This window comes from Koromonas humicola (genome assembly GCF_059726255.1).
This window is the reverse complement of record NZ_AP040873.1, coordinates 4,145,283-4,165,381: the sequence shown is the minus strand read 5'-3', so window position 1 is coordinate 4,165,381 and position 20,099 is coordinate 4,145,283. Positions and strand designations below refer to the sequence as shown.

20 protein-coding genes and 1 tRNA gene are annotated in these 20,099 nt (G+C 56.5%); 10 read left to right on the top strand and 11 right to left on the bottom strand.

Annotation, left to right across the window (positions count from 1 at the left end; all coding sequences use genetic code 11):
• Positions 1-133 precede the first annotated feature (133 nt).
• Together AC6IZD_RS18090 and AC6IZD_RS18085 are read right to left on the bottom strand one after the other, a co-directional pair.
• Positions 134-361: a hypothetical protein gene (locus AC6IZD_RS18090; protein ID WP_497784976.1), complete on the bottom strand. Its 228-nt coding sequence runs from the start codon at positions 359-361 to the stop codon at positions 134-136.
• A 192-nt stretch (positions 362-553) separates the two neighbouring features.
• Positions 554-1,069: a bactofilin family protein gene (locus tag AC6IZD_RS18085; RefSeq protein ID WP_497784975.1), complete on the bottom strand. Its 516-nt coding sequence runs from the start codon at positions 1,067-1,069 to the stop codon at positions 554-556.
• A 293-nt stretch (positions 1,070-1,362) separates the two neighbouring features.
• Here AC6IZD_RS18085 and AC6IZD_RS18080 point away from each other — a divergent pair, with 293 nt between their 5' ends.
• From AC6IZD_RS18080 to AC6IZD_RS18070, 3 genes are all read left to right on the top strand, one after another.
• Entirely contained in the window at positions 1,363-3,864 is a 2,502-nt protein-coding gene (locus AC6IZD_RS18080) for a ribonuclease R family protein (protein ID WP_497784973.1), read from the top strand.
• 69 nt (positions 3,865-3,933) lie between these two features.
• Positions 3,934-4,203, top strand: coding sequence for an oxidative damage protection protein (locus AC6IZD_RS18075; protein ID WP_497784971.1), 270 nt, complete (start codon positions 3,934-3,936; stop codon positions 4,201-4,203).
• 112 nt (positions 4,204-4,315) lie between these two features.
• A tRNA-Pro gene (locus tag AC6IZD_RS18070) sits at positions 4,316-4,392 on the top strand.
• A gap of 111 nt (positions 4,393-4,503) precedes the next feature.
• On the opposite strand, the gene AC6IZD_RS18065 is transcribed toward AC6IZD_RS18070, so the two are convergent.
• Entirely contained in the window at positions 4,504-5,208 is a 705-nt protein-coding gene (locus AC6IZD_RS18065; protein ID WP_497784969.1) for a hypothetical protein, read from the bottom strand.
• Between the two features lie 252 nt (positions 5,209-5,460).
• Here AC6IZD_RS18065 and AC6IZD_RS18060 point away from each other — a divergent pair, with 252 nt between their 5' ends.
• Positions 5,461-5,916: a cupin domain-containing protein gene (locus AC6IZD_RS18060; RefSeq protein ID WP_497784967.1), complete on the top strand. Its 456-nt coding sequence runs from the start codon at positions 5,461-5,463 to the stop codon at positions 5,914-5,916.
• A 76-nt stretch (positions 5,917-5,992) separates the two neighbouring features.
• On the opposite strand, the gene AC6IZD_RS18055 is transcribed toward AC6IZD_RS18060, so the two are convergent.
• The gene (locus tag AC6IZD_RS18055) at positions 5,993-6,625 is read right to left on the bottom strand and encodes a malonic semialdehyde reductase (protein ID WP_497784966.1); all 633 of its coding nucleotides are present in this window, start codon (positions 6,623-6,625) and stop codon (positions 5,993-5,995) included.
• Positions 6,626-6,765: 140 nt separating this feature from the next.
• On the opposite strand from AC6IZD_RS18055, the gene AC6IZD_RS18050 reads away from it, so the two are divergent.
• Positions 6,766-7,497 (top strand): DUF72 domain-containing protein, encoded by a 732-nt coding sequence (locus AC6IZD_RS18050; RefSeq protein ID WP_497784965.1) that lies wholly within the window; start codon positions 6,766-6,768, stop codon positions 7,495-7,497.
• Here the strand turns inward: AC6IZD_RS18050 and AC6IZD_RS18045 are convergent.
• Complete coding sequence (locus tag AC6IZD_RS18045; RefSeq protein ID WP_497784964.1) at positions 7,494-8,510, bottom strand: Ig-like domain-containing protein; 1,017 nt, start codon at positions 8,508-8,510, stop codon at positions 7,494-7,496. The genes AC6IZD_RS18050 and AC6IZD_RS18045 overlap by 4 nt on opposite strands.
• Before the next feature lie 43 nt (positions 8,511-8,553).
• On the opposite strand from AC6IZD_RS18045, the gene AC6IZD_RS18040 reads away from it, so the two are divergent.
• On the top strand, positions 8,554-8,742 hold the full coding sequence (locus AC6IZD_RS18040) for a hypothetical protein (RefSeq protein WP_497784963.1): 189 nt from the start codon (positions 8,554-8,556) through the stop codon (positions 8,740-8,742).
• A gap of 94 nt (positions 8,743-8,836) precedes the next feature.
• On the opposite strand, the gene AC6IZD_RS18035 is transcribed toward AC6IZD_RS18040, so the two are convergent.
• On the bottom strand, positions 8,837-9,673 hold the full coding sequence (locus AC6IZD_RS18035; RefSeq protein WP_497784961.1) for a formate/nitrite transporter family protein: 837 nt from the start codon (positions 9,671-9,673) through the stop codon (positions 8,837-8,839).
• Positions 9,674-9,790: 117 nt separating this feature from the next.
• On the opposite strand from AC6IZD_RS18035, the gene AC6IZD_RS18030 reads away from it, so the two are divergent.
• Positions 9,791-10,237 (top strand): CBS domain-containing protein, encoded by a 447-nt coding sequence (locus AC6IZD_RS18030; RefSeq protein ID WP_497784960.1) that lies wholly within the window; start codon positions 9,791-9,793, stop codon positions 10,235-10,237.
• Between the two features lie 12 nt (positions 10,238-10,249).
• Here the strand turns inward: AC6IZD_RS18030 and AC6IZD_RS18025 are convergent, their stop codons facing one another.
• Both AC6IZD_RS18025 and AC6IZD_RS18020 read right to left on the bottom strand, forming a co-directional pair.
• On the bottom strand, positions 10,250-11,371 hold the full coding sequence (locus tag AC6IZD_RS18025; protein WP_497784959.1) for an aldo/keto reductase: 1,122 nt from the start codon (positions 11,369-11,371) through the stop codon (positions 10,250-10,252).
• Between the two features lie 43 nt (positions 11,372-11,414).
• Positions 11,415-11,873 (bottom strand): MerR family transcriptional regulator, encoded by a 459-nt coding sequence (locus AC6IZD_RS18020; RefSeq protein WP_497784957.1) that lies wholly within the window; start codon positions 11,871-11,873, stop codon positions 11,415-11,417.
• Positions 11,874-12,381: 508 nt separating this feature from the next.
• Between AC6IZD_RS18020 and tdh the strand changes: the two genes are divergently transcribed.
• From tdh to AC6IZD_RS18005, 3 genes are all read left to right on the top strand, one after another.
• Positions 12,382-13,443: an L-threonine 3-dehydrogenase gene (gene tdh, locus AC6IZD_RS18015; RefSeq protein ID WP_497784956.1), complete on the top strand. Its 1,062-nt coding sequence runs from the start codon at positions 12,382-12,384 to the stop codon at positions 13,441-13,443.
• 11 nt (positions 13,444-13,454) lie between these two features.
• Complete coding sequence (locus AC6IZD_RS18010) at positions 13,455-14,666, top strand: glycine C-acetyltransferase (protein ID WP_497784955.1); 1,212 nt, start codon at positions 13,455-13,457, stop codon at positions 14,664-14,666.
• Positions 14,667-14,735: 69 nt separating this feature from the next.
• On the top strand, positions 14,736-15,764 hold the full coding sequence (locus AC6IZD_RS18005; protein ID WP_497784954.1) for an alpha/beta fold hydrolase: 1,029 nt from the start codon (positions 14,736-14,738) through the stop codon (positions 15,762-15,764).
• A 124-nt stretch (positions 15,765-15,888) separates the two neighbouring features.
• On the opposite strand, the gene AC6IZD_RS18000 is transcribed toward AC6IZD_RS18005, so the two are convergent.
• From AC6IZD_RS18000 to AC6IZD_RS17990, 3 genes are all read right to left on the bottom strand, one after another.
• Complete coding sequence (locus AC6IZD_RS18000; protein ID WP_497784953.1) at positions 15,889-17,826, bottom strand: RecQ family ATP-dependent DNA helicase; 1,938 nt, start codon at positions 17,824-17,826, stop codon at positions 15,889-15,891.
• A gap of 79 nt (positions 17,827-17,905) precedes the next feature.
• Positions 17,906-19,192, bottom strand: a complete 1,287-nt coding sequence (locus AC6IZD_RS17995) for a dihydroorotase (protein ID WP_497784952.1) — start codon at positions 19,190-19,192, stop codon at positions 17,906-17,908.
• The gene (locus AC6IZD_RS17990; protein ID WP_497784951.1) at positions 19,189-20,097 is read right to left on the bottom strand and encodes an aspartate carbamoyltransferase catalytic subunit; all 909 of its coding nucleotides are present in this window, start codon (positions 20,095-20,097) and stop codon (positions 19,189-19,191) included. The genes AC6IZD_RS17995 and AC6IZD_RS17990 overlap by 4 nt, the downstream gene beginning before the upstream one ends.
• Positions 20,098-20,099: the final 2 nt, after the last annotated feature.

Sequence of the window (20,099 nt, the reverse complement as noted above, 5' to 3'; positions counted from 1 at the left end):
AGAAAAGAGGGAATGCTCGTAAGACCTGCGCAGGATGAAACGCATTTGCGACTCAGCGCTGTAGGGGAAAACGTGCGACACAAAAGGGCAGCCCACATCCGCCCGTCTAGCGAATGTGGCACAAAGAAACGGCTTAGCCTGCGGCTTTCAACTTTGTCTTGATCACCTTCATTGCGCTCCAGTCATAACCAAAACGTCTTCCGCAATCAAGGCACACGACATAGTGGGAGCAACCGGCTGGAAGCTCTTCCGACCAGTCCAGATGCGCCTGATCTTGACGTGCCATCTCCATGGAAAAAGGCACAGACAGGTGAGCGTGCCGGCAACCAAAGGAAAATAAGCTCAGCACTTTCTTGAACATTCAGAACATACCTCGCGAGATTCGCACTCGCTGACATCGACACCGTTCGCTAACCCGGCATCTGCTTTGGAGTGATCTTTGTTTAGCCGAGCAGAGATCGACTTAGCAAAGCTGGCCGTGATGTGACACTGGCCCGGCAGTTAGCTACCGGGCCAGCAAATTGCGTCACCGGGCACGCCTTCATCAGGAGGTCTAGGCGCGAACTGCTGCCTTATCCTGCGCGGGCGCTTCCACCGGTTGTGGCTTTTCGTTAGCGTTGGGTTTGCGAATGTCGATGCCGCCCTTGAAGTACGCGCCATCCTCGATGCTGATCCGCTGTGCGATCACATCACCGGTCAGCGAGCCTTCGTTGCGAATGTCAACGCGATCCGTAGCGGAAACGTTTCCGCGAACCTTGCCCAGGATCACAGCCTCGCGAGCCGTGATATTGGCGGCGATCACGCCATTGCGACCTACGGTTACACGATTACCCGGAAGATGTATCGAACCTTCCACTCTTCCGTCGATGTAAAGTGATTCCGATCCGGTCACTTCACCCTTGATCACAAGAGACTTGCCGATCGTTGCCTGGTCAGAAACTGCCGGTTGAGCGCTCATCGGCTTCGGCGGATTGTTGTTGTACTCCGTAACGGGAGTCGGTGTGGAGGGCTGGCGCTGCGGTTCCGCAGGCGCAGGGCTATTACCGGGCTGATTAGAGGGCTTCCACATTTGCTTTAGTGAGTCCTTTCATTTAGCAGGTCTGCACCTGCATCGCCATTCCCTGTGCAAACCTGTAAGTGTGAATTGCACAAAGGCTTTTTAGTTGGCTTGTCTTGTCTAAAAGGCGTGCTGTTCGTTCCCTGATATGCACTATATTCCACTTTGTCGGAAGATTCTGCACTGGCCCAAATACCTCATTGAACTTAGGATTCATGCCTAGTTAACGCCTAAGTTAGCGTAACCCTGTTCCATCCTCGATTTCCCGTATCTCGCCACAACGCGATACCATCACAGATTGACAGATGATCTCTGCAAGCGATCTGCTTCAACACATTGAAGACCAGCCTCACCATGCTGCCGGATTTAAGCAGCTAATCCGGGAACTTTCCTTGCGCGGCCGCGAGCGGCAGGAACTTGAGTCCATGCTCGCCGACTTGGTTGTGAGCGGCAAACTCGTGCTAGTCGCACGCGACCGCTACGCCATTGCTTCGGCTGCCGTGAATCGCAACCTCGTCGTCGGCAATCTCAGCATGCACCGCGACGGGTTCGGCTTCGTGCGTCCGCTTGATCGCAACGTGCGCGAGCGCCTGCAGAGCGACGTGTTCGTCCCGCCCTTTGATACGGGCGACGCCATGCATGGGGATCAGGTTCTTGTTGAACTTTCCCCTCACTCGCGCGAAGGCCGCTTCGAAGGCCGCATTGTGCGAGTCATGGAGCGCGCCCATCCCACCGTGGTTGGCACCTTCCACTACGGAGGGCGACACAACTACGTGCGCCCCATCGACGACCGCATCAAGATGGACATCATCATTCCCGAGGGCGACGAGATTGTTCCAACAACGCCCGAGTCGGATAGCCTGCTCGCGCGCGACCGCGTCATCGGGAGCGAAGCAAGCCGCCGTCCGTGGCAAGACCTCGAAGGCATTGTTGTCGATTGCGAAATCACTAGTTGGCCCACGGCCAGCAAGAATCCCCGGGGTCGCGTCACCGAAATCATCGGCTATGAAGATGATTTCGGCGTCGATGTCGAAATCATAATCCGCAAGCACCACCTGCCGCACCGCTTCCCGCCTTCGGTTGTTGCCGAGGCCAAGGGGATATCGCCAAATATCCCTGAAGCGGAGTTGACCCGCCGACGCGATTTTCGCGACCTTCCCATCGTCACCATCGACGGTGAAACGGCGCGTGATTTCGACGATGCGGTTTTTGTACGCAAGCTTTCAAACGGCCACTACGAACTACAGGTCCATATTGCCGATGTCGCACACTACGTCCGCCCCGGCATGGACATCGATCGCGAAGCAGAAATCCGCGGCACCAGCGTGTATTTCCCTGATCGTGCCATACCGATGCTTCCCGTGGAATTGTCCACCGACATCTGCTCGCTGCGCCCGCAGGTTGATCGCCTCGTCATGTCCTGCATCATGCAGCTCGATGCGCGTGGCGAAATTCGGTCCTACGAAGTCGTGCCCGGCGTCATTCGTTCGGCCGAGCGAATGACCTACAACGCCGTGCAGGCGATCCTTGATGGCGACTCCGAGATGCGCGAGAAATATGCTCCGCTGGTCGACAACTTCCTCCTCATGCAGGAACTCGCGCAAATCCTCAACGAAAAGCGCCAACGCCGTGGATCGATCGATTTCGACCTACCCGAACCTCTCATCGAGTTTGACGAGAACGGGCTGATGAAGGCCGTCACACGCTCCGAGCGCCTCTTTTCACATCGCCTGATTGAAGAGTTCATGCTCGCCGCAAACGAAACCGTTGCGACCTATCTGGAACAGAAGCGAATCGCATCCGTCTACCGTGTCCACGAGCCACCCGACCCAAAGCGCGTCAACGAGTTCGAAAACCTTGCCGCCGCGTTTGGTTACTCGCTCGGAATCGGCGCGCTTCCCGTCTCTCGCTTCCGGATGAAGCCTGACAACCGTGCTTCACGCGTCTGGTCGCGCTCCAGTGCACATCGCGCCAAGCCACGCGACATCGAGATCCCCCAGGAGGTCGCCATCACTCCTGTGATGTACCAGAAGCTCGCAGACAAGATCGCCGGAAAGCCCGAAGAGCGCATCCTCAGCTATCTCATGCTGCGCTCCCTGCGGCAGGCGCACTACTCGGATATCAATGACGGCCACTTCGCGCTGGCCGCCACTTGCTACACCCATTTCACTTCGCCCATTCGCCGCTATCCCGACTTGCTCGTTCACCGCATCCTCAAGGGGGTGCTCGCCTCCGACCCCGAGCAGGTGGATGGCCCAGTCGCTATCGGCACTGGAGGCCATGTCGAGCAGAACGCTGATTCCGTATGGCCTGCGCAGCTTACTCCGCCCAAGAAGTCCTCGCGTAAAGGCCACAAGGACCACCACCATCGCCCGCCGCTCTCCGGCCCGATCCCCGAGGCAGAACTGCATCAGCAGTCTGAGGACGCGAGCATGGCAGAGCGCCGCGCTGATGCCGCTGAGCGCGAATTGGTCGAGTGGAAGAAGATCAGGTTCATGTCTGACCGCGTCGGTGAAGACTTCGACGGCCTGATCGTCAGCATCACCAAATACGGCATGTTCGTGGAACTCACGGACTTATTCGTCGAAGGTCTAATCCCACTGAACACGATGTACGACGACCGATACACGTTCCACGAGAACACACGCCAGATCATCGGCCAGCGGACTCGTAGAACGTTCTCGCTCGGAGATCGTGTTCGGGTAGTTCTCGACCGCATTGACCAGGTCGAGCGCAAGCTCCAGTTTTCGCTTGTCGAGGAACACCCCGTCGCCGCGAAGCGCAGTAAGAAACGTCGCCACTACTAATGCTCAGTTTTGACGAATCTGGGGTTTGGGCTAGTACAATTCTCCAGAAACCAGTACGAGGATTCCTGAATGGCACACATGGTGCAGTGCGTAAAGCTGGGACGCGAGGCTGAAGGCCTTGATGAAGCGCCCTTTGACAGCCCTCTTGGACAGAGGATCTACGACAACGTAAGCAAGCAGGCGTGGGAAGATTGGCAGAATCACATGAAGATGCTGCTGAACGAATACCGCCTACAGCCCTGGAAAAAGGAACACCAGGACTTCATCGTTCAGCAGATGGAGCAGTATTTCTTTGGCGGTGGTGGTCAGGCTCCCGAGGGCTACAAGCCTCAGCCGTAATCGGATCAAAATGTGAAAACGCGGGGAGGTCGCCCGCGTTTTCCACTCCGCTCTGTCCGCTTACAGTGTTAAAATCATTTCACCCCTTCGGCGCGCCTGCGCCGTAAACCGTCGGGATGTGGCTCAGCCTGGTAGAGCACTCGCTTGGGGTGCGAGGGGTCGGCAGTTCAAATCTGCCCATCCCGACCATTCTTCTCTCCGATATTCCGACCCTTCAAATATTGCTCGGCGCCCTTGGCTTTGCCGTGTGGCCCACTCAACGCTGTTTTTCGTTGAGTGGGGCTGTTGTTCAATAGCGATTTACCACCTGCCGCTCCATCCACCACGGCCCCAATCACCTCGACGCCATCCTGTGAATTGGGCTCCATCTACCATCTGGCCTTCTCGATATTCGAACATCTGCTCCTGTCCGTTCGGACCGCGAGCATAGATGCGTAGGGTCTTCCGTCTGTTCGGGGCCGGATCCACACCGAACATGTCATTAGCCACTCTGATCGGACGGTCCTGCCGAGCCAGTTCTCTAAGGCGATCGGTCACATCCACGTGCCTGCGTTCGTAACCGTATTGCGCGCTCAATATGACGTACTGTCCTGCATCACCGCCGCGTCCTCTATCGCCACCGCCCCATACACCGCTCCAGCCTCCATGGCCCCAATTGCCGCCACGCCATCCTTGGAACTGTGCGCCATCTACTACCTCGCCCTCGCGATATTCAAACATCTGCTCCTGACCGTTCGGGCCGCGGGCGTAGATTCGAAGGGTCTTCCGTCTACCCGGGTCTGGATCCACCCCGAAAACGTCGTTGCTCACTCTGATAGGCCGATCGTGCCGTGCCAAATCCCTAAGCCGATCGGTCACGTCCACGTGCCTTCGCTCGTGCCCATATTGCGCGCTCAAAATCACGTACTGTCCGGAATCGCGCCCGAACGGACCTTGTGCCGCTAGTTTCACAGGCAAAAAGCACAATGCGAGCATCAATGGGATGGCGAAGCGAATCTTGAACATGGCTTCCTCCTAGATTTCTCTCGTCTGCATAAACGGTGGCAATTGTACATCTCTCAGACCGCTCGAATATGCGATGGCTCTCTTCGTCGCTCACCAGAGCCATGAGTACGATGTTCTGAAACGTACGTAGGTTCTCTAACCCATATTTGAACAACCTGTTGCGCAGCAGCAGCAACTAACTTCGAAGTTCATCGACGGCAGATCACTTCTACGACGGAAGAGAAGACTCCATGCGCTCAGCTCTCGCACTCAATGTCAATCCGTGTGACGAAACGATTCAGGTGGGACCACTCGCTTGTGCGCTTCTTGCTTACAGGCAAGAATTCAAACGGCAGCTTGGCTGCGTTTGAGCTGATCGTGCCTGCCGCGCAGCGTCTGCCCGCTCCTGCGCACAGTCACGACCATTATGAAGAAACGATCTACGGCATCTCTGGCGTGCTTACTTTCACCGTCGATGGCAAAGCTATCGAGATTGGGCCGGGGCAGGCGTTATGCATTCCACGCGGCGCCGTTCACCGCTTCGACAACAATGGCACGGAGGATGCCAAGGCACTCTGCTCGATCACTCCAGCCGCCATCGGTCCTGAATACTTTCGTGAGACGGCCGAGGTGCTCAGCATCTCCGCTGGCGGACCACCTGACCGTGAGAAACTCGTTGCAATCATGAAGCGCCACGGACTTACTCCGGCTGCGGCTCTTCAGCAGTGATACACCGCGGCACGCAGACAGCTGGAACTCCTAAGCTCTTTCCAAAGCTTAGGAGTATGTTCGCTCACTCCGAAAACTACAACAGGTGGCACGCTTCGAGGAAGTCCAGTCGCGGCGCGCGCGGATACAGAGTCGCCGGATCTCCATAGCCAATATTGCAGAGGAAGTTTGACTTGATCGTGCCGGGCACAAACTCCTCCCAAATCTTCTGATCCTTCACGTTCTCGCCAAAAAACTCCTCATCCACCTTGGCCGGATCAAATCCAGACATCGGTCCGCAATCGAGTCCCAACGATCTTGCAGCGATTATCATGTATGCACCCTGCAAAGCACTGTTGCGCTTGGCCGTAACGTCGGCGACTTCAGGATTGTTCGCAAAGATATCGCGGAACTGTGGAGTCTTCGGTGCCAACTTCGTGAGCTTTTCGTAGAACCGCAGATCGTAAGCCACGATCGCCGTTACTGGCGCCGCCATTGTTTTATCGACATTGCCTGGGGCGAGTGCTGGTCGCAGTCTCTCTTTTGCTTCTTTCGAGCGGATGAATAGAAAACGCGCAGGGCTTCCATTCGCGCTCGTTGGTCCCCACTTCAGCAGGTCATAGAGCTTCTGGATCGTTTCGTCTGAAACGGGCTTATCGAGCCATCCATTGTAAGTGCGGGCGTTGCGAAACAGAACATCTAGAGCGTTGTCATTCAGGGGTTTGTGCAAGGTCGCGTTCTCTCTTGTAGAAGTTTGTTGCAACATATACGTGTAGATGAGTAGGAATGTACTGTAGATTCAGACTATCCATCCCGAGGTGACGTGAATCCATCTCAGCTAACTCAAGCTGCTGGTAAAAGGAGAGAACGATGAATGCTGTTCGCATCGGAACATCCGGTTGGGCTTACGCTTCGTGGAAGCCTGAATTCTATCCGCCGAAGACTCCGGCTTCGAAGTTTCTCGACTTTTACGCCACGCAACTGAACTGTGTAGAGGTGAATTTCACTTTTCGTCAAAGGCCAGCAGCGAAGACGCTCCAAAGCTGGATCAATTGCACTCCTGCCGACTTCAGTTTCGTGACTAAGGCACATCAGCGCATAACCCATATCAAGCGGTTGAAAGATGTCGGTCCTGATATCGCCAGCTTCTTCGAATCACTCGAACCATTGTCTGCATCTGGCAAGTTGGGGCCCGTGCTCTTTCAACTCCCTCCGCACCTCAAGTGCGATGTCGAACGCCTCCGTGCATTCCTGCAACATCTTCCGGCAGGGAAGCGCGCCGCTATCGAGTTTCGTCATGAGAGCTGGTGGAAAGATGAAGTCTTCGATCTCATGCGCCAATCCGATGTTGCATTATGCATTGCAGAGAGCGACGAGTTGCAATCGCCAGAGGTTCACACCGCCAGCTTCGCCTACTATCGCTACAGAAAGTCGGACTACTCTGAAGCCGACATGCACTCCATGGCTGAGCGTCTCGGTCGTGTTGCGGATGAACGTGATATTTACGTCTTCATGAAGCACGAAGAAACGCCCAAAGGCGCGCTCAACGCACGCCTTCTGCTAAACACGTTGCGTGTGTCGCAAGGCGAGCAAGCCGCCTAGAACGCCGTCAGCGTAACTTTGTCGAGCCACACCGTGTACGGCTGTTGAGCGTAGTTTCCATCCATCTGGAAGGCGACATCGATATCTTCCATTGGCCAGAAGCTGTTAATGCCCTGATACATGTCCACCTTGCTGGTCTCGTCGTTGACCGCAACGCTGATGTAATGGACTTGGTTACCGACGCGTTCGAAGTTCCACACTAGATGAATCCAGGTGTTGGCCGGAAATTGTGTGCAAGGTACTTTGGTCGGGATCCATTTGTTGATCGCACCATCCCACACGTCCCAAACTCCATCGGCCTTGAAGTTGCACTCGGTTCCAAACACCCATCGCTGATTGTTGATCGCCTGATTCACGTCAAATTCGAGAGCCTGCGCGCGCTCTGGTTGATCAACCATAAAGTACAAGTCGTAGGTGAAGTGGGTAACATCAGCGCCGCCCGCGAAATAGTTTGTGTACAGTTCGTTGGAGTAGGGTGTGCTCCCTGCGATTGTGAACTTGGTTGACGATCCGCTCATCGATGGCGTGCTCTGCGATTGCGTGATGGTGTATTCAGCGTTGCCCAGGCCTGAAGCGCAAACCTGCCCAGCACGCGGATGTCCCGGCGCAAAGTTCTGTGTGCATGGCTCCCAGCCTGCCAGTTGTTGCAGATTGGGGAAAGTTCCATTCTGCTGCCCGTTGACGTTCAACTGGAAAGTAGTACTTGTGTCGTTTCCGCTCTTGTCGGTCGCGATCACCTCCATCGTGTGCGTGCCGTTGCTCATCAGGATCTGCGCGTCGATCTGGTTGTAAAAGCTGAAATACACAGCCGTTCCATCGACGTAAACTCTCATGTGATCGATCGGATTCACAAGGCTTGCCGACGCTACCACGTGTGCTGGTGATGTAACGGTCGCGTTGTTCACTGGCGTCGAGACACAGACCGTTCCCGCGCTGGTTGTTCCCGGCGAGGGCGGAGGCACCGGCGCAGGCTGCGGAAAAGCCGCCGTACCCGTACTAGGTCCTTGATTCATTGCTAGCGTGACAGTGGGGCACGAGTTTGCTTGCACAGGAGTCGTGACCGGTGGTGTTGTGACCGGCGGTGCAGGTGTCGATGAAGTGTTGCTCTTTCCTGTTCCGCACCCGGCCAACAGCGCGACTCCGATTACGGCAATTGAGAGTGAATACCTCGCCCCGCCACATGAACAAAAACGCCAGCATCCGCGCACGCATAACTCCTCAGTAAGAGATCGTCGTCAGGCTTAGGATGCGGGTTCAAACTGCCGTGTGGTGTCCACCTTTGATCGTTTCGGCACGCGGCAGGCTATGGCTTTGTGAAAAGGTTGTGAAATTGTGAAAGTTACTTGCAATCGCTCACCTGCCCGAAGTTGAGCAGCGTTACAAAGACCGTCCCTCCCAGAATGTTTCCTGAGGTCGCAAAGAACAGCCATCGAGCGTACTCCGCGGGCGGCACGAATCCGGAGAACACCGCGCTCAGAATCTCTCCACTGCTCGCAATGCAGTGAGCAAAATGTCCCATGCCTACTACCACCGTAAGCGACCAGATCACCACGATCTTTCCGCTGGTCCATGAGCTTCCGGAGACAATCCACGCCATTAGCGCAATGATCCATCCGCCAATCACTCCGCTCCAGAAAACGTGAATCGGCTCTCCTGCCCCTGCTGCACGTCCGAGCGAAACCAGTGCTTGTGCCACCTCTGGATGCAGTGCCCCGGTCTTCACCGCCAGTGCGCCAAATAGCATTGCGCCCAGCACGTTGAAGATGAAGACAATAATCCAGAGCCGAATCGTTTTCATCACATGCCTTCGCTCGCTCAGCACCAGTGCGATTGGATACAAGGTGTTCTCGGTGAACAGTTGCGCGCGCCCAATCACGACGGCGATGAATCCCAACGGGTAGAACAAAAGAGAGATAAACTGCGCCGGTTCAGAGTCACCCAGCACAGCTCTCACGCTCGCCACGCCGACCCCGGTGAGTCCCATCACCAGCCCGCCAGCCAGCCCGCTAAAGGCCAGAGCGCGCACTGTGCGATCCAGTTCAGCGCGTGCGTTCTCTTCTACGTTTGAGTAGATCTCTGCTGCGGTGAGCCGGGATGAGCTTTCGTTTAGAACTTCAGCAGGAGATTTCTCTTCCTGCTCCACGTTGCGCTTTGGTACGGGTTCAAGCTTCGCCACTGCGGCTTAGATGCCGCGAGCAACAGTCATGCGCCTCGGCTGGCCTGACATGATTTCTTTGTGCTCACCCCCACCAGCTATGGAATCGGGTTATCATCTTTCACCTCGAGGTGAAAGATGCAGCTCTCGGAATCGATCGTCCCCATCCTCAAACAGAAAGGCGGAACTCTCCATTCCATCTCTCCTGAGAGCTCAGTCTACGATGCAATCGCGATGATGGCTGAGAAGCAGGTGGGAGCACTACTCGTGATGGTCAACGGAAGGCTCATCGGCATCATCTCCGAGCGCGATTATGCCCGCAAGGTGATCCTCAAGGGGCGATCTTCGAAAGACACCCATGTCGCAGAAATCATGAGTGCACCGGTCATAACGATTTCTCCCGAGCACACCGTAGGCGAATGCATGAAGATCATCAGCGAAAACAATATTCGCCATCTTCCGGTGCTCGATCACGAGCGCCCGGTCGGAATTATCTCCATTCGCGATCTGGTGAACTGGATCATCTCCGAGCAGAGCGAAACCATTCGCCACCTCGAGGCCTACATCAAGGGCGTCCCGGCCTGATCCGGTTGGCGTCTAGCCCGCGGGTTGGGGTGCGATCTTCTGCACTGGCTCCGCGTCCGCACCCATCCAGTCCGGATGCCTCGCTGTCCCATCGAAATGCGCTGTGGTCTTGAACAGCTCATACTTGCCGGTCATCGCGACTTCGCGTGTCTTGTTCAGTAGCGCAGCGAGCTGATCCCTGCTCATCGGTTTGAAAGTCTTCGCAGCCTCAAACGCCTGTTCAAGAATGGGCTGTTTGTTGATTCCCGTGATCACCACCGAGACCGGCAAATTCATCGAGTAGTGCAGGCAATCAATCGCTTCCACGCCGGTGCCACTTTTCAGCACAATGCCCGTTCCGCCACACATTGACTTCATTCCCAGCACAGCAATGCCTTCCTTGACCGCTTGCGGCACCACCAATTGCGAAAAGCTCCGGAAGTGCGCGTCCAAAACATTGATCGGCATTTGCACCGTGTCGAAATGGAAGCCGTTCTTGCGAGCCATCTCAAGCATGTACAGGTGCACGCGAGGGTCTTTGTGTCCGGTGAATCCAATAAAGCGCAGCTTCCCGGCTTTCTTCGCCTCTACGACCGCTTCCATCCCGCCACCTTCGGCAAATATGCGATCCGGATCGTCGAAGCGCAAAATTTCATGATGCTGAAGCAGGTCGACATGATCGGTTTGCAGGCGCCTCAGCGATTCATTGATCTGCGCGGCCGCTACCTCTTTCGTGCGCCCGTCGATCTTCGTCATCAAGAATACTTTCTTGCGATATCCACCTTGCGCCAGCGCTCTCCCCATGCGGCGTTCGCTTCTCCCTTCGTGGTAATCCCAGCAGTTATCCATGAAGGTAATTCCGCGATCGACGGCCTCGTGCAGCAATCGCGTCGCTTCCTGGTCCGTAATCTCCGCCGCACCAAGATGCGCGCCGCCCAACCCAATCGCAGACACTTCGACGCCCGTAGTGCCCAACTTGCGGTAGAGCATTTCGCCGCGCAGTTCGCCCGGTGCTGTTCCTATTGGTATTTTGCTGATGTCCGAGGCGGGGAGCGTGCTCTGAGTATCTTCGTTCGCGGCAGTCTGAGCCGGAAGCTTCAGCGTCCCGGCCGCGCCAGTCAGTGCGATTCCAGCGAGAAAGTCACGGCGTTTCATTCCCCGTGGGATGCGGGGTCTAAGGTGCGGGTGCGCTTACAAATTATGAGAGCAGGTCGAGAACTTCGCAGAGTTGCTGCCTTAGCTGCAGGATTCTTTCCTTGCCGCTCAGCGCCGGTTTCGCTGTGATAAACGAGAGTGTAGGCGGAGCAACTGGTGTCTCCGGCTCGCTCTCCTTCACTGCTTCCGGCACCGAAGCAACTGCACTCTGGCCTGCACGCGCCAATTCACGTAGCTTCTCGCGCGCTCCTGCGATGGTGAAACCCTCTTCGTAGAGCAGCCGCCGGATCTGAACGACGTATTCCACATCTTTGCGGCGATACATGCGCTGTCCCGTGCTGCTCTTCGTGGGCTTCAGCTGAGAGAACTCTGTCTCCCAGAAACGGAGGACATAGGTCGGCAAATTGGCCAGCTCGCTCACTTCGCCAATGCGGAAATAGATCTTGTCGGGGATGACAATCTCCGCTTGCGGCTTGGCGTGTTTGCGTTTGGCTGTTGGCATCGCGATTCCTATGTATCTTCTGCTTTTGTAACACGCGTGCAGAGCTGCATCAACGTCGCAAACACAAATGAAAAAGTCTCCGCCGAGCAAGCGGAGACTGAGCTATGGGAATATCGAGGTCTAGCCACCTCGCACACATCGAGTCACCCAGTACCGCAGGGGCCCATGTTTGGAACCTTCTCCCTTGAAGAGTTCCTACGCATTACTGCTTACCATCTACATCTAGCAGTCAAACTAGTGCTAGTCCAAGATTTTGTGGCCAGCTACTCTAATTGTCAACAGAATTCCTTATCTTTTTGCTTGACGGATGACATTATTTCGAATCACTTGTCTCAAGTGCAGCTTCGCGGTTCCTATCGCATTCCGTTCTTTATCGCGCTTGCCGCGAACTGTGCCGTCGCAGCGCGCAAAGGATCGTCGAAGTTCACGGTGTTAAAATCAGAGGTTCCGTTATATCAAGCTGTCGGGCGAGGATGCTCATCCTTTACCCTCCGAGAGGCAAACTGTCATGTCAAAAACAATGGCGGCCGTAGTGAAAGGCGAGCCGAAAGCGGGCGTTGAGATCCGCGAGGTTCCTGTGCCGGCCGTCGGCCCCACAGACGTTCTGGTCAAGGTCAAGGTCGCTTCCATCTGTGGTACCGACCTTCATATCTACAACTGGGATCCATGGGCACAGGGGCGTATCACGCCGCCTCTCATTCCAGGTCACGAGTTTTGCGGATACGTCGAGGCCATCGGCAACGAAGTCACAAGCGTTAAAGAAGGCGACTTCGTTTCCGCCGAGATGCACGTAGCGTGTGGCAAATGCCTCCAGTGCCGAACAGGCCAGGGTCACATCTGCCAAAACGTCAAGATCATCGGCATCGATAAAGACGGAGCTTTCGCCGACTACGTCGTCATCCCCGAATCAAATATCTGGAAGCTCGATCCCGCCATACCTCACGAATACGCCTCCATCCTCGATCCTCTCGGCAACGCTGTGCATACCGCACTCTCTGGCGATTTGGCTGCGAAGACCGTGGCTATCACCGGATGCGGACCGATCGGACTCTTCGCCATCGCAGTTGCCCGCGCCTGCGGAGCTGCACAGGTCTTTGCCATTGAGGTGAATGAGTATCGCCGCAACATCGCACGCCAGATGAAGGCCGACCTCGTGCTCGATCCCGCAACCGAGGACGTGCGCACGATCATTCGCGATCACACTGGCGGATACGGTGTGGACGTGTTGCTCGAAATGGCGGGACATAAGGATGCCGTGAAGCTTGGCTTTGACATTCTGCGCACCGGAGGCCGCGTCAGCCTGCTTGGTATTCCGTCGCGTCCGCTTGAGCTCGATCTCGCACGCGACATCATCTTCAAGGGAGCCACCGTGCTCGGCATCAACGGCCGACGCATGTTCGAGACCTGGTACCAAATGACGGCTCTTTTGAAGTCTGGGAAGCTCGATCTTCATCCAGTCATCACCAACCGCATCCCGATCGCAGACTTCAGCAAGGGAATCGAGTTACTGAATACTGGTAAGGCTTCGAAGATTCTGCTCTACACCGACGGCGTTGACCGCGCATTCTGAACGGAGAACTCATGTCCACAACTCGCACCAATCCACTCGCGTTTCTCTCGGACGAACTCGATGCGCTGAAGCAGAAAGGCACATACTTCAAGCTGCGTGTTCTCGACGATGAGCAGGCGGCGGTTTGTCATGTAGATGGACGCAAGGTCATCAACCTCGCTTCCAATAATTACCTCGGCCTCACCACGCACCCCAAGCTTCGCGAAGCGGCACTCGAAGCCACTCGCAAGTACGGAGTCGGCTCCGGCGCCGTGCGCACAATCGCCGGAACCATGAAGCTGCACATGCAGCTCGAAGAGAAGATCGCAAAGTTCAAGGGTGTCGAAGCCTGCGTTGTCTTCCAGTCCGGATTCACTGCCAACGCCGGCACGGTCTCATCATTTCTTGGCAAAGACGATTACATCATCAGCGACGAGTTGAATCACGCCTCCATCATCGATGGCTGCCGCCTCTCCCGCGCCAAGATTCTCGTATTCCGCCACAAGGACGTCGCGCACGCTGAAGAGCAACTTGCCAGCGTCGCCAATCTCCCCGGACGCAAGCTGCTCATCACCGACGGCGTCTTCTCGATGGATGGCGACATCGGACCGCTCCCCGGCCTCTGCGATGCGGCAGAGAAATACGGCGCCATCATGATGGTCGATGACGCTCATTCCTCCGGCGTTCTCGGGCGTAACGGCCGCGGCACCATCGACCACTTCAACGTGCATGGCCGCGTTGATATCCAGGTCGGAACCTTGTCAAAGGCAATAGGCGCTCTCGGCGGATACGTCTGCGGCACTCGCGACCTGATCGAATTTCTCTACCACCGCGCCCGCCCGTTCCTGTTCTCCACGTCTCATCCGCCGTCAGTCACCGCAGCCTGCATCGCTGCATTTGATGTGCTTGAGAACGAACCGGAACTCATGGAGCGCCTGTGGTCCAACACCCGCTTCTTTAAGAAGGAACTCGGACTGCTCGGCTTCAACATTGGCGGCGTAAACACGCCGGCCAGCGAGACTCCGATCACGCCCATCATCATTGGCGATGGCCGCGCCACCATGGAATTCAGCAAGGCCATCTTCGACGAAGGCGTCATGGGCACCGGCATCGCATTTCCGACTGTTCCAGAGGGAAAGGCTCGCGTGCGCACCATCGTGACTGCTACCCACACCGAAGAAGAGCTCAACCGCGCTCTCGAAGTCCTCGGCAAGACCGGAAAGCGCATGGGACTTATCAGCTAGTCATCTCTCATGCGAGCAGTACAATGGGCAGCAGAGTTGCTGCCCATTTTCTATTGCTTCGGAGTTCTGATGAGATCTCTTCGCGTTCTCGCAATTATCCTCTTACTCTCGCTCGCATCTCTCGCGCAGGACGGACGTCAGCAATTCGCCGACCTCGGCACCTGCAAACTTGAAAGCGGACAATCGATTCTCGACTGCCGCATTGGCTATCGCGTATTTGGTACGCCTGCCCCAGACGGATCCAATGTCGTGCTCGTTCCCACCTGGTTCCTTGGCACTACCGAAGGTCTCGGGAGCTGGACGATTGGCGCAAAGAACATAATGGTTCCGGGTAAGTTCGCCTTCATCGCCGTCGATGCACTCGGCGATGGCGTTTCTTCGTCACCTTCCAATAGCAAGCGCCAGCCGCGCATGCAATTCCCGCAGTTCACCATGCGCGACATGGTCGAGAGCCAATACCGGCTCCTCTCGGAGGTATTTCACTTCAAGCACATCCACGCGGTTTGTGCTGTGTCGATGGGCGGCATGCAGACCTACCAGTGGGCTTTTTCCCATCCTGAATTCATCGACATTGCGATTCCGATTGTCGGCACACCGCGCCCAACGTCCTATGACATCATCCTCATGCACGGCGAGTTGAACGGAATCACGCAGGACGCGCAATTTAAGGGTGGCAATTACCAGGGGCACCCCAACTTCCGCACTACAACCGACATTCACAAGCTTCTCCTCACCACTCCCAGCTACCTAGCCAAGAACACTCCTGCGAATATCGCGCTCGACACAATTCAGAAAGACGAGTCCGCTGACACTTTTGATGGCAACGATCGTGTGCGCCAGTTGCAGGCCATCCTTGGACACGATGTCGCCCCTGGCAAAACTCTTGCCGAGGCCGCCAAGGCGCTCAAGGTGAAGATGGCGATTGTCACCGCCGCACAGGACCACATGGTGAATCCCATTAACAGCATCAACTTCGCGCACGATGCCGGCGTACCTCTGCTGGTGTTGAAAGGAGACTGCGGACACATGGCCACCGGATGCGAAGCCGCAGACTTGCGCGCATTCCTCCAGTCGGCCCTCGAAGGGAACCAAAAGTAAATAGGTTGGAACGTTCGGGTTCCCCACCTTCGACGCGCGTTTTTTGCGCGGCTAAGGTGGGATAGCAAAATGCTTGCTGCTACACCAACACTGGAGCAGACCTAGATCGAGTCCGCTGGAGGTGCTACCCCTTGGCGAGTGCCTCCAGCAACGCTTCACCGTACTTTTCAGCCCGCTTCTTTCCCATACCTTTGATGTCCAGCAGGTCGCGCATCGTACGCGGCTGAGTGCGAGCGATTTCGAGCAGCGTCGCGTCCTGCAGCACCAGAAACGGAGGCCAATGATGCTTGCGAGCAATCTCCAATCGCAACGAGCGTAGCTTCTCGAAGCGCGCCTCGACCTCTCGCCCGTGCTTCACTCCCACTTTGCCACCGGCGATCTCCTGCGCAGATTCCACCTTGGCCCGCGATTCTCGTCGTAAGCGCTTCGGCTTATCCTCCGTTTGCAGAATTGTCGATGCGATCTCTTTCGCCGCAATCGGTGCTGCTTTGCCGTTTCCTGTGCTCAGGATGTGCAGCAACCGCAGCCCAAAGTTCTCAACAATCTTGTCGTGCACCTCAAACTGCTCGCGCAATTGCTTGACGGTAGTCGGCGGATTCGCTATCAGATCGCACAGAAGGTCATCGGGCATGTATTGAAAGAAAACTGTCCCCAGCGACCGCACCACATCTCGCCGAAGGTCTTTCAGACGCGCCAGTCGCATATCATTTCCCGCAAGCACCGCAGCTTCGAGAGCGTGCTCCATGCGATCTGATTGCTTGGCCTTGGAATCAGATTTTGCACTCGCTGCCACCGCTACCGATTTTCCCGTAACACGCAACACCGGTCTGCCCGCACGGCAAACGTCGCAATCGCAATTTTCGGGTACGCGGTCTTCGCCAAAATATTCGAGAATCTGACGGCGTCGGCAGCGCTCCCATTGCGCGTAGTTCATCATGGCTTCGAGCTGCTTGTTTGCCCGTCGGCGCAGCGTCGAAATATCTCTTGGCGTCAGCCGATCGTTCCCCTCGCCAATCTTGTCGATGAAAAACTTCTGCGTCATCACGTCTGCCTTCGCGAAATACAAAATGCACTCCGCTGGCAGTCCATCGCGTCCCGCTCGCCCCGCCTCTTGGTAGTAGGCTTCCAAACTGCCCGGGAGGTTGTAGTGAATCACGAATCGCAAGTTCGGCTTATTGATTCCCATGCCAAACGCGTTCGTCGCCACCACAATTGCATCGTCGTGATCAATGAATCGGCGTTGGTTTGTGTCTCGCGCTTCCTGATCCATACCTGCGTGGTACGAGACGATGGAGCGTCCGCGCAGACGGCCTGCCAGCAACGACGTAATCTCATCCACGTGCTTGCGGGTCGAGCAGTACACAATTCCGCCCAACTTCTGACGCCGCAGATAATCAAGCAGCTCTTCCTGCTTGTTCTTCGCCTTCTCAAACACGATCGATTGATAGCTGAGGTTCGGCCTGTCGAATCCCGTAACGTGAATCGCAGGCTTCTGCAGTTCAAGACAGTTGACGATATCCTTGCGCACTTCGGGCGTGGCTGTCGCCGTTAGCGCGATCGTCAGCGGATTGCCTAATTGTTTTCGTATTTCACCCAACCGCAGGTATTCGGGCCGAAAATCGTGTCCCCACTGGCTGATGCAGTGCGCCTCGTCAATCGCCAGCAGCGACAGCTTGCGTTGTGTGATGATCGAGAAGAATCCCGGCGCGCTAAATCGCTCTGGCGCCACGTACAGCAATCCGCGAAAACCACCGCGCAGGCGTGCCATCGTTTCGCGCTGCTCATCCCAGCCCTGTCCGCTGGAGAGCATCATGGCTGGAATCCGCATCTCGCGCAGTTGCCTCACCTGGTCGGTCATCAGCGAGATCAGCGGCGACACGATCAGCGTTAATCCGCGCAGCGCCACGGCAGGCAACTGATAGCACAGGCTTTTACCTGCCCCGGTGGGCATCACCACCAGCGCATCGCGCCCGGCTAGCACGTCGTTTACGATTTCTCGCTGCTGCAGACGAAAACTCTCGAGTCTGAAGATCGAGGTCAGGATGGAATCAACATCTTGCATGCTGGAAACTTCACTCTAACAGCAAAAGGCCTGCTCGTCGCAGGCCTTTGTTCTCGGAGTGAGAATGTTTGTGTCTGTCCTATAGTTCGTTGAACACCACTCGCCCGCCCACGATTGTTGCCAGCACCTTGCCATAGAACTGCATACCGTCGTAAGGGCAATTGCGCGACCGCGAACGAGTCTTCGTCACGTCGTAGGTCCAGAGCTTCTTCGGATCGAACACCGTCACGTCGGCCACCGAACCCGCAGCCAGCGTGCCTCGGCCTTCCAGCGCAACAATCTTCGCAGGATTGGTCGAAAGCAACTCCACGATCCTCTTTAGCCCCACCTTGACGGATTGATGCAGCAGAGTAATCGTCGCTCCCACTGCAATCTCCAACCCGGTTATGCCGAAAGCGGCTTTATCAAACTCCACTTCTTTCTCATACAGCGCGTGCGGAGCATGATCGGTCGCGATGGCGTCGATTGTGCCATCCACTAGTGCTGCAACCATCGCGTCGCGGTCTGCTCGCGAGCGCAGCGGCGGATTCATCTTGTAACGCGTGTCGTACGTCGTGCAGCAATCATCGGTGAACAGGAAGTGGTGTGGCGTGACCTCGCACGTTACATTGACCTCCGACGCGCGACCCAACCGAACCATCTGCAGCGACTTTGCTGTGGAAACGTGCGCCACGTGCAACCGTCCACCTTCCTGGCTCGTCAATCGGATATCGCGTTCGACCATCTGCCACTCAGAGGCCGATGGCTGACCGCGCAATCCCAGCTTGAACGAGGTCGCACCTTCGTTCATCGGATTGCCGCCGGAAATTTTCGTGTCTTCTGCGTGCTGGATCACCGGAAGTCCGACCTTCGCCGCCATGGCCAGCGCTTCGCGCATTACATGATCGTCGAGAATCGCTCGCCCGTCATCGCTCAGCGCCACGGCTCCAGCCTGCTTCAGCCCGCGATAATCACTCAGCTTTTCGCCCAGGCTTCCGAGTGTCGCTGCTGCAATAGGGAAAACGTTCACCACGGCGCCGCGCTCTTCGTCTTGCATCCAGCGCGTGACCGCAGGAGAGTCGTTGATCGGGCGCGTGTTCGGCATGGCGCATACGGAAGTAAACCCACCTGCCGCCGCCGCCGCCGTCCCACTCGCGATCGATTCCTTGTGGGTCTGTCCCGGTTCGCGCAAATGAACGTGCAGGTCGATGAACCCCGGGGCAACAACGAGGCCCGAAACGTCGAGCGTCTCATCCGCCGCACCGCTCGTTTTACCCGGTTCGGCGACTTCCTCCACTCGTCCATCACGCAACAACACATCCGCCGGAGCATCAAAATTGCTGGCCGGATCGACAACATGCCCGCCCCGCAGCAGGATCGAACTCATTCCTTGCCTCCCAACAGCGTTGCGAGAATCGCCATGCGCACCTTCACTCCGTTCAGCACCTGCTCCAGCACGACGGACTGCTTGCAGTCCGCCACCTCGTCCGTCATCTCCATGCCTCGAATCATCGGGCCGGGGTGCATCACAATTGCGTCCTTCTTCGCCAGCTTCAGCTTCGCTGCCGTTAGCTGATAACGCCGAATGTATTCATCGACGTTGATCTGCATTCCCGCCAGCCGCTCCTGCTGTACTCGAAGCATCATCACCACATCAGCGTCCGTGATCGCCTCTTCCATGTCGCGCACAATCTCGATCCCTGGAGCCATTTCGGTCGCGGTGTCGGGCAGCAACACGTCAGGCCCGCAGAAGACGACCTTCGCACCCAACTTGCTGAACAGGTGGGCGTCGCTTCGTGCCACGCGGCTGTGGAAGATGTCGCCAATCGTGACGATCTTCAGCCCCTTCAGGCTCTTCTTGTGATCGAGGATCGTGAATGCGTCGAGCAGCGCCTGCGAAGGATGCGCGTGCATCCCGTCTCCGGCGTTGATGATGGGAATCTCGATCAGCCGCGACAGCAGCATCGGCGCGCCCGAGCTAGGATGCCGAATAACAATAGCGTCCACAATCGATTGCAGCGTCCTGCCTGTGTCCTTGAGCGATTCGCCTTTTTCAATGCTGGCCGTGGTCGCGTGAATCACGACCGTGGAGGCGCCCAGGGATTTCGCTGCAATTTCAAAGCTGGTGCGGGTGCGGGTTGAATTTTCGTAGAAAAGGAGGGCGATTCGCCGGCCACGAAGCGTCGTACGCGGCCGGGCGGGATTCATCCGTTTCGCCAGGGCTAGTATTTCTAGAATCTGATCCGAATCCAGCGGCTCGATCCCGAGCAGTGACCGGAGCTTGGCTTTCATGT

Bases quoted from the DNA above. Each gene is read 5' to 3' on its own strand.
- tdh (WP_497784956.1), top strand. From the start codon at position 12,382: ATGTCAAAAACAATGGCGGCCGTAGTGAAAGGCGAGCCGAAAGCGGGC.
- AC6IZD_RS18080 (WP_497784973.1), top strand. From the start codon at position 1,363: ATGATCTCTGCAAGCGATCTGCTTCAACACATTGAAGACCAGCCTCAC.
- AC6IZD_RS17990 (WP_497784951.1), bottom strand. From the start codon at position 20,097: ATGAAAGCCAAGCTCCGGTCACTGCTCGGGATCGAGCCGCTGGATTCG.
- AC6IZD_RS18065 (WP_497784969.1), bottom strand. From the start codon at position 5,208: ATGTTCAAGATTCGCTTCGCCATCCCATTGATGCTCGCATTGTGCTTT.
- AC6IZD_RS18005 (WP_497784954.1), top strand. From the start codon at position 14,736: ATGAGATCTCTTCGCGTTCTCGCAATTATCCTCTTACTCTCGCTCGCA.
- AC6IZD_RS18085 (WP_497784975.1), bottom strand. From the start codon at position 1,069: ATGTGGAAGCCCTCTAATCAGCCCGGTAATAGCCCTGCGCCTGCGGAA.
- AC6IZD_RS18075 (WP_497784971.1), top strand. From the start codon at position 3,934: ATGGCACACATGGTGCAGTGCGTAAAGCTGGGACGCGAGGCTGAAGGC.
- AC6IZD_RS18045 (WP_497784964.1), bottom strand. From the start codon at position 8,510: ATGAATCAAGGACCTAGTACGGGTACGGCGGCTTTTCCGCAGCCTGCG.
- AC6IZD_RS18030 (WP_497784960.1), top strand. From the start codon at position 9,791: ATGCAGCTCTCGGAATCGATCGTCCCCATCCTCAAACAGAAAGGCGGA.
- AC6IZD_RS18020 (WP_497784957.1), bottom strand. From the start codon at position 11,873: ATGCCAACAGCCAAACGCAAACACGCCAAGCCGCAAGCGGAGATTGTC.
- AC6IZD_RS18000 (WP_497784953.1), bottom strand. From the start codon at position 17,826: ATGCAAGATGTTGATTCCATCCTGACCTCGATCTTCAGACTCGAGAGT.
- AC6IZD_RS18090 (WP_497784976.1), bottom strand. From the start codon at position 361: ATGTTCAAGAAAGTGCTGAGCTTATTTTCCTTTGGTTGCCGGCACGCT.
- AC6IZD_RS18025 (WP_497784959.1), bottom strand. From the start codon at position 11,371: ATGAAACGCCGTGACTTTCTCGCTGGAATCGCACTGACTGGCGCGGCC.
- AC6IZD_RS18060 (WP_497784967.1), top strand. From the start codon at position 5,461: ATGTCAATCCGTGTGACGAAACGATTCAGGTGGGACCACTCGCTTGTG.
- AC6IZD_RS18050 (WP_497784965.1), top strand. From the start codon at position 6,766: ATGAATGCTGTTCGCATCGGAACATCCGGTTGGGCTTACGCTTCGTGG.
- AC6IZD_RS18010 (WP_497784955.1), top strand. From the start codon at position 13,455: ATGTCCACAACTCGCACCAATCCACTCGCGTTTCTCTCGGACGAACTC.
- AC6IZD_RS17995 (WP_497784952.1), bottom strand. From the start codon at position 19,192: ATGAGTTCGATCCTGCTGCGGGGCGGGCATGTTGTCGATCCGGCCAGC.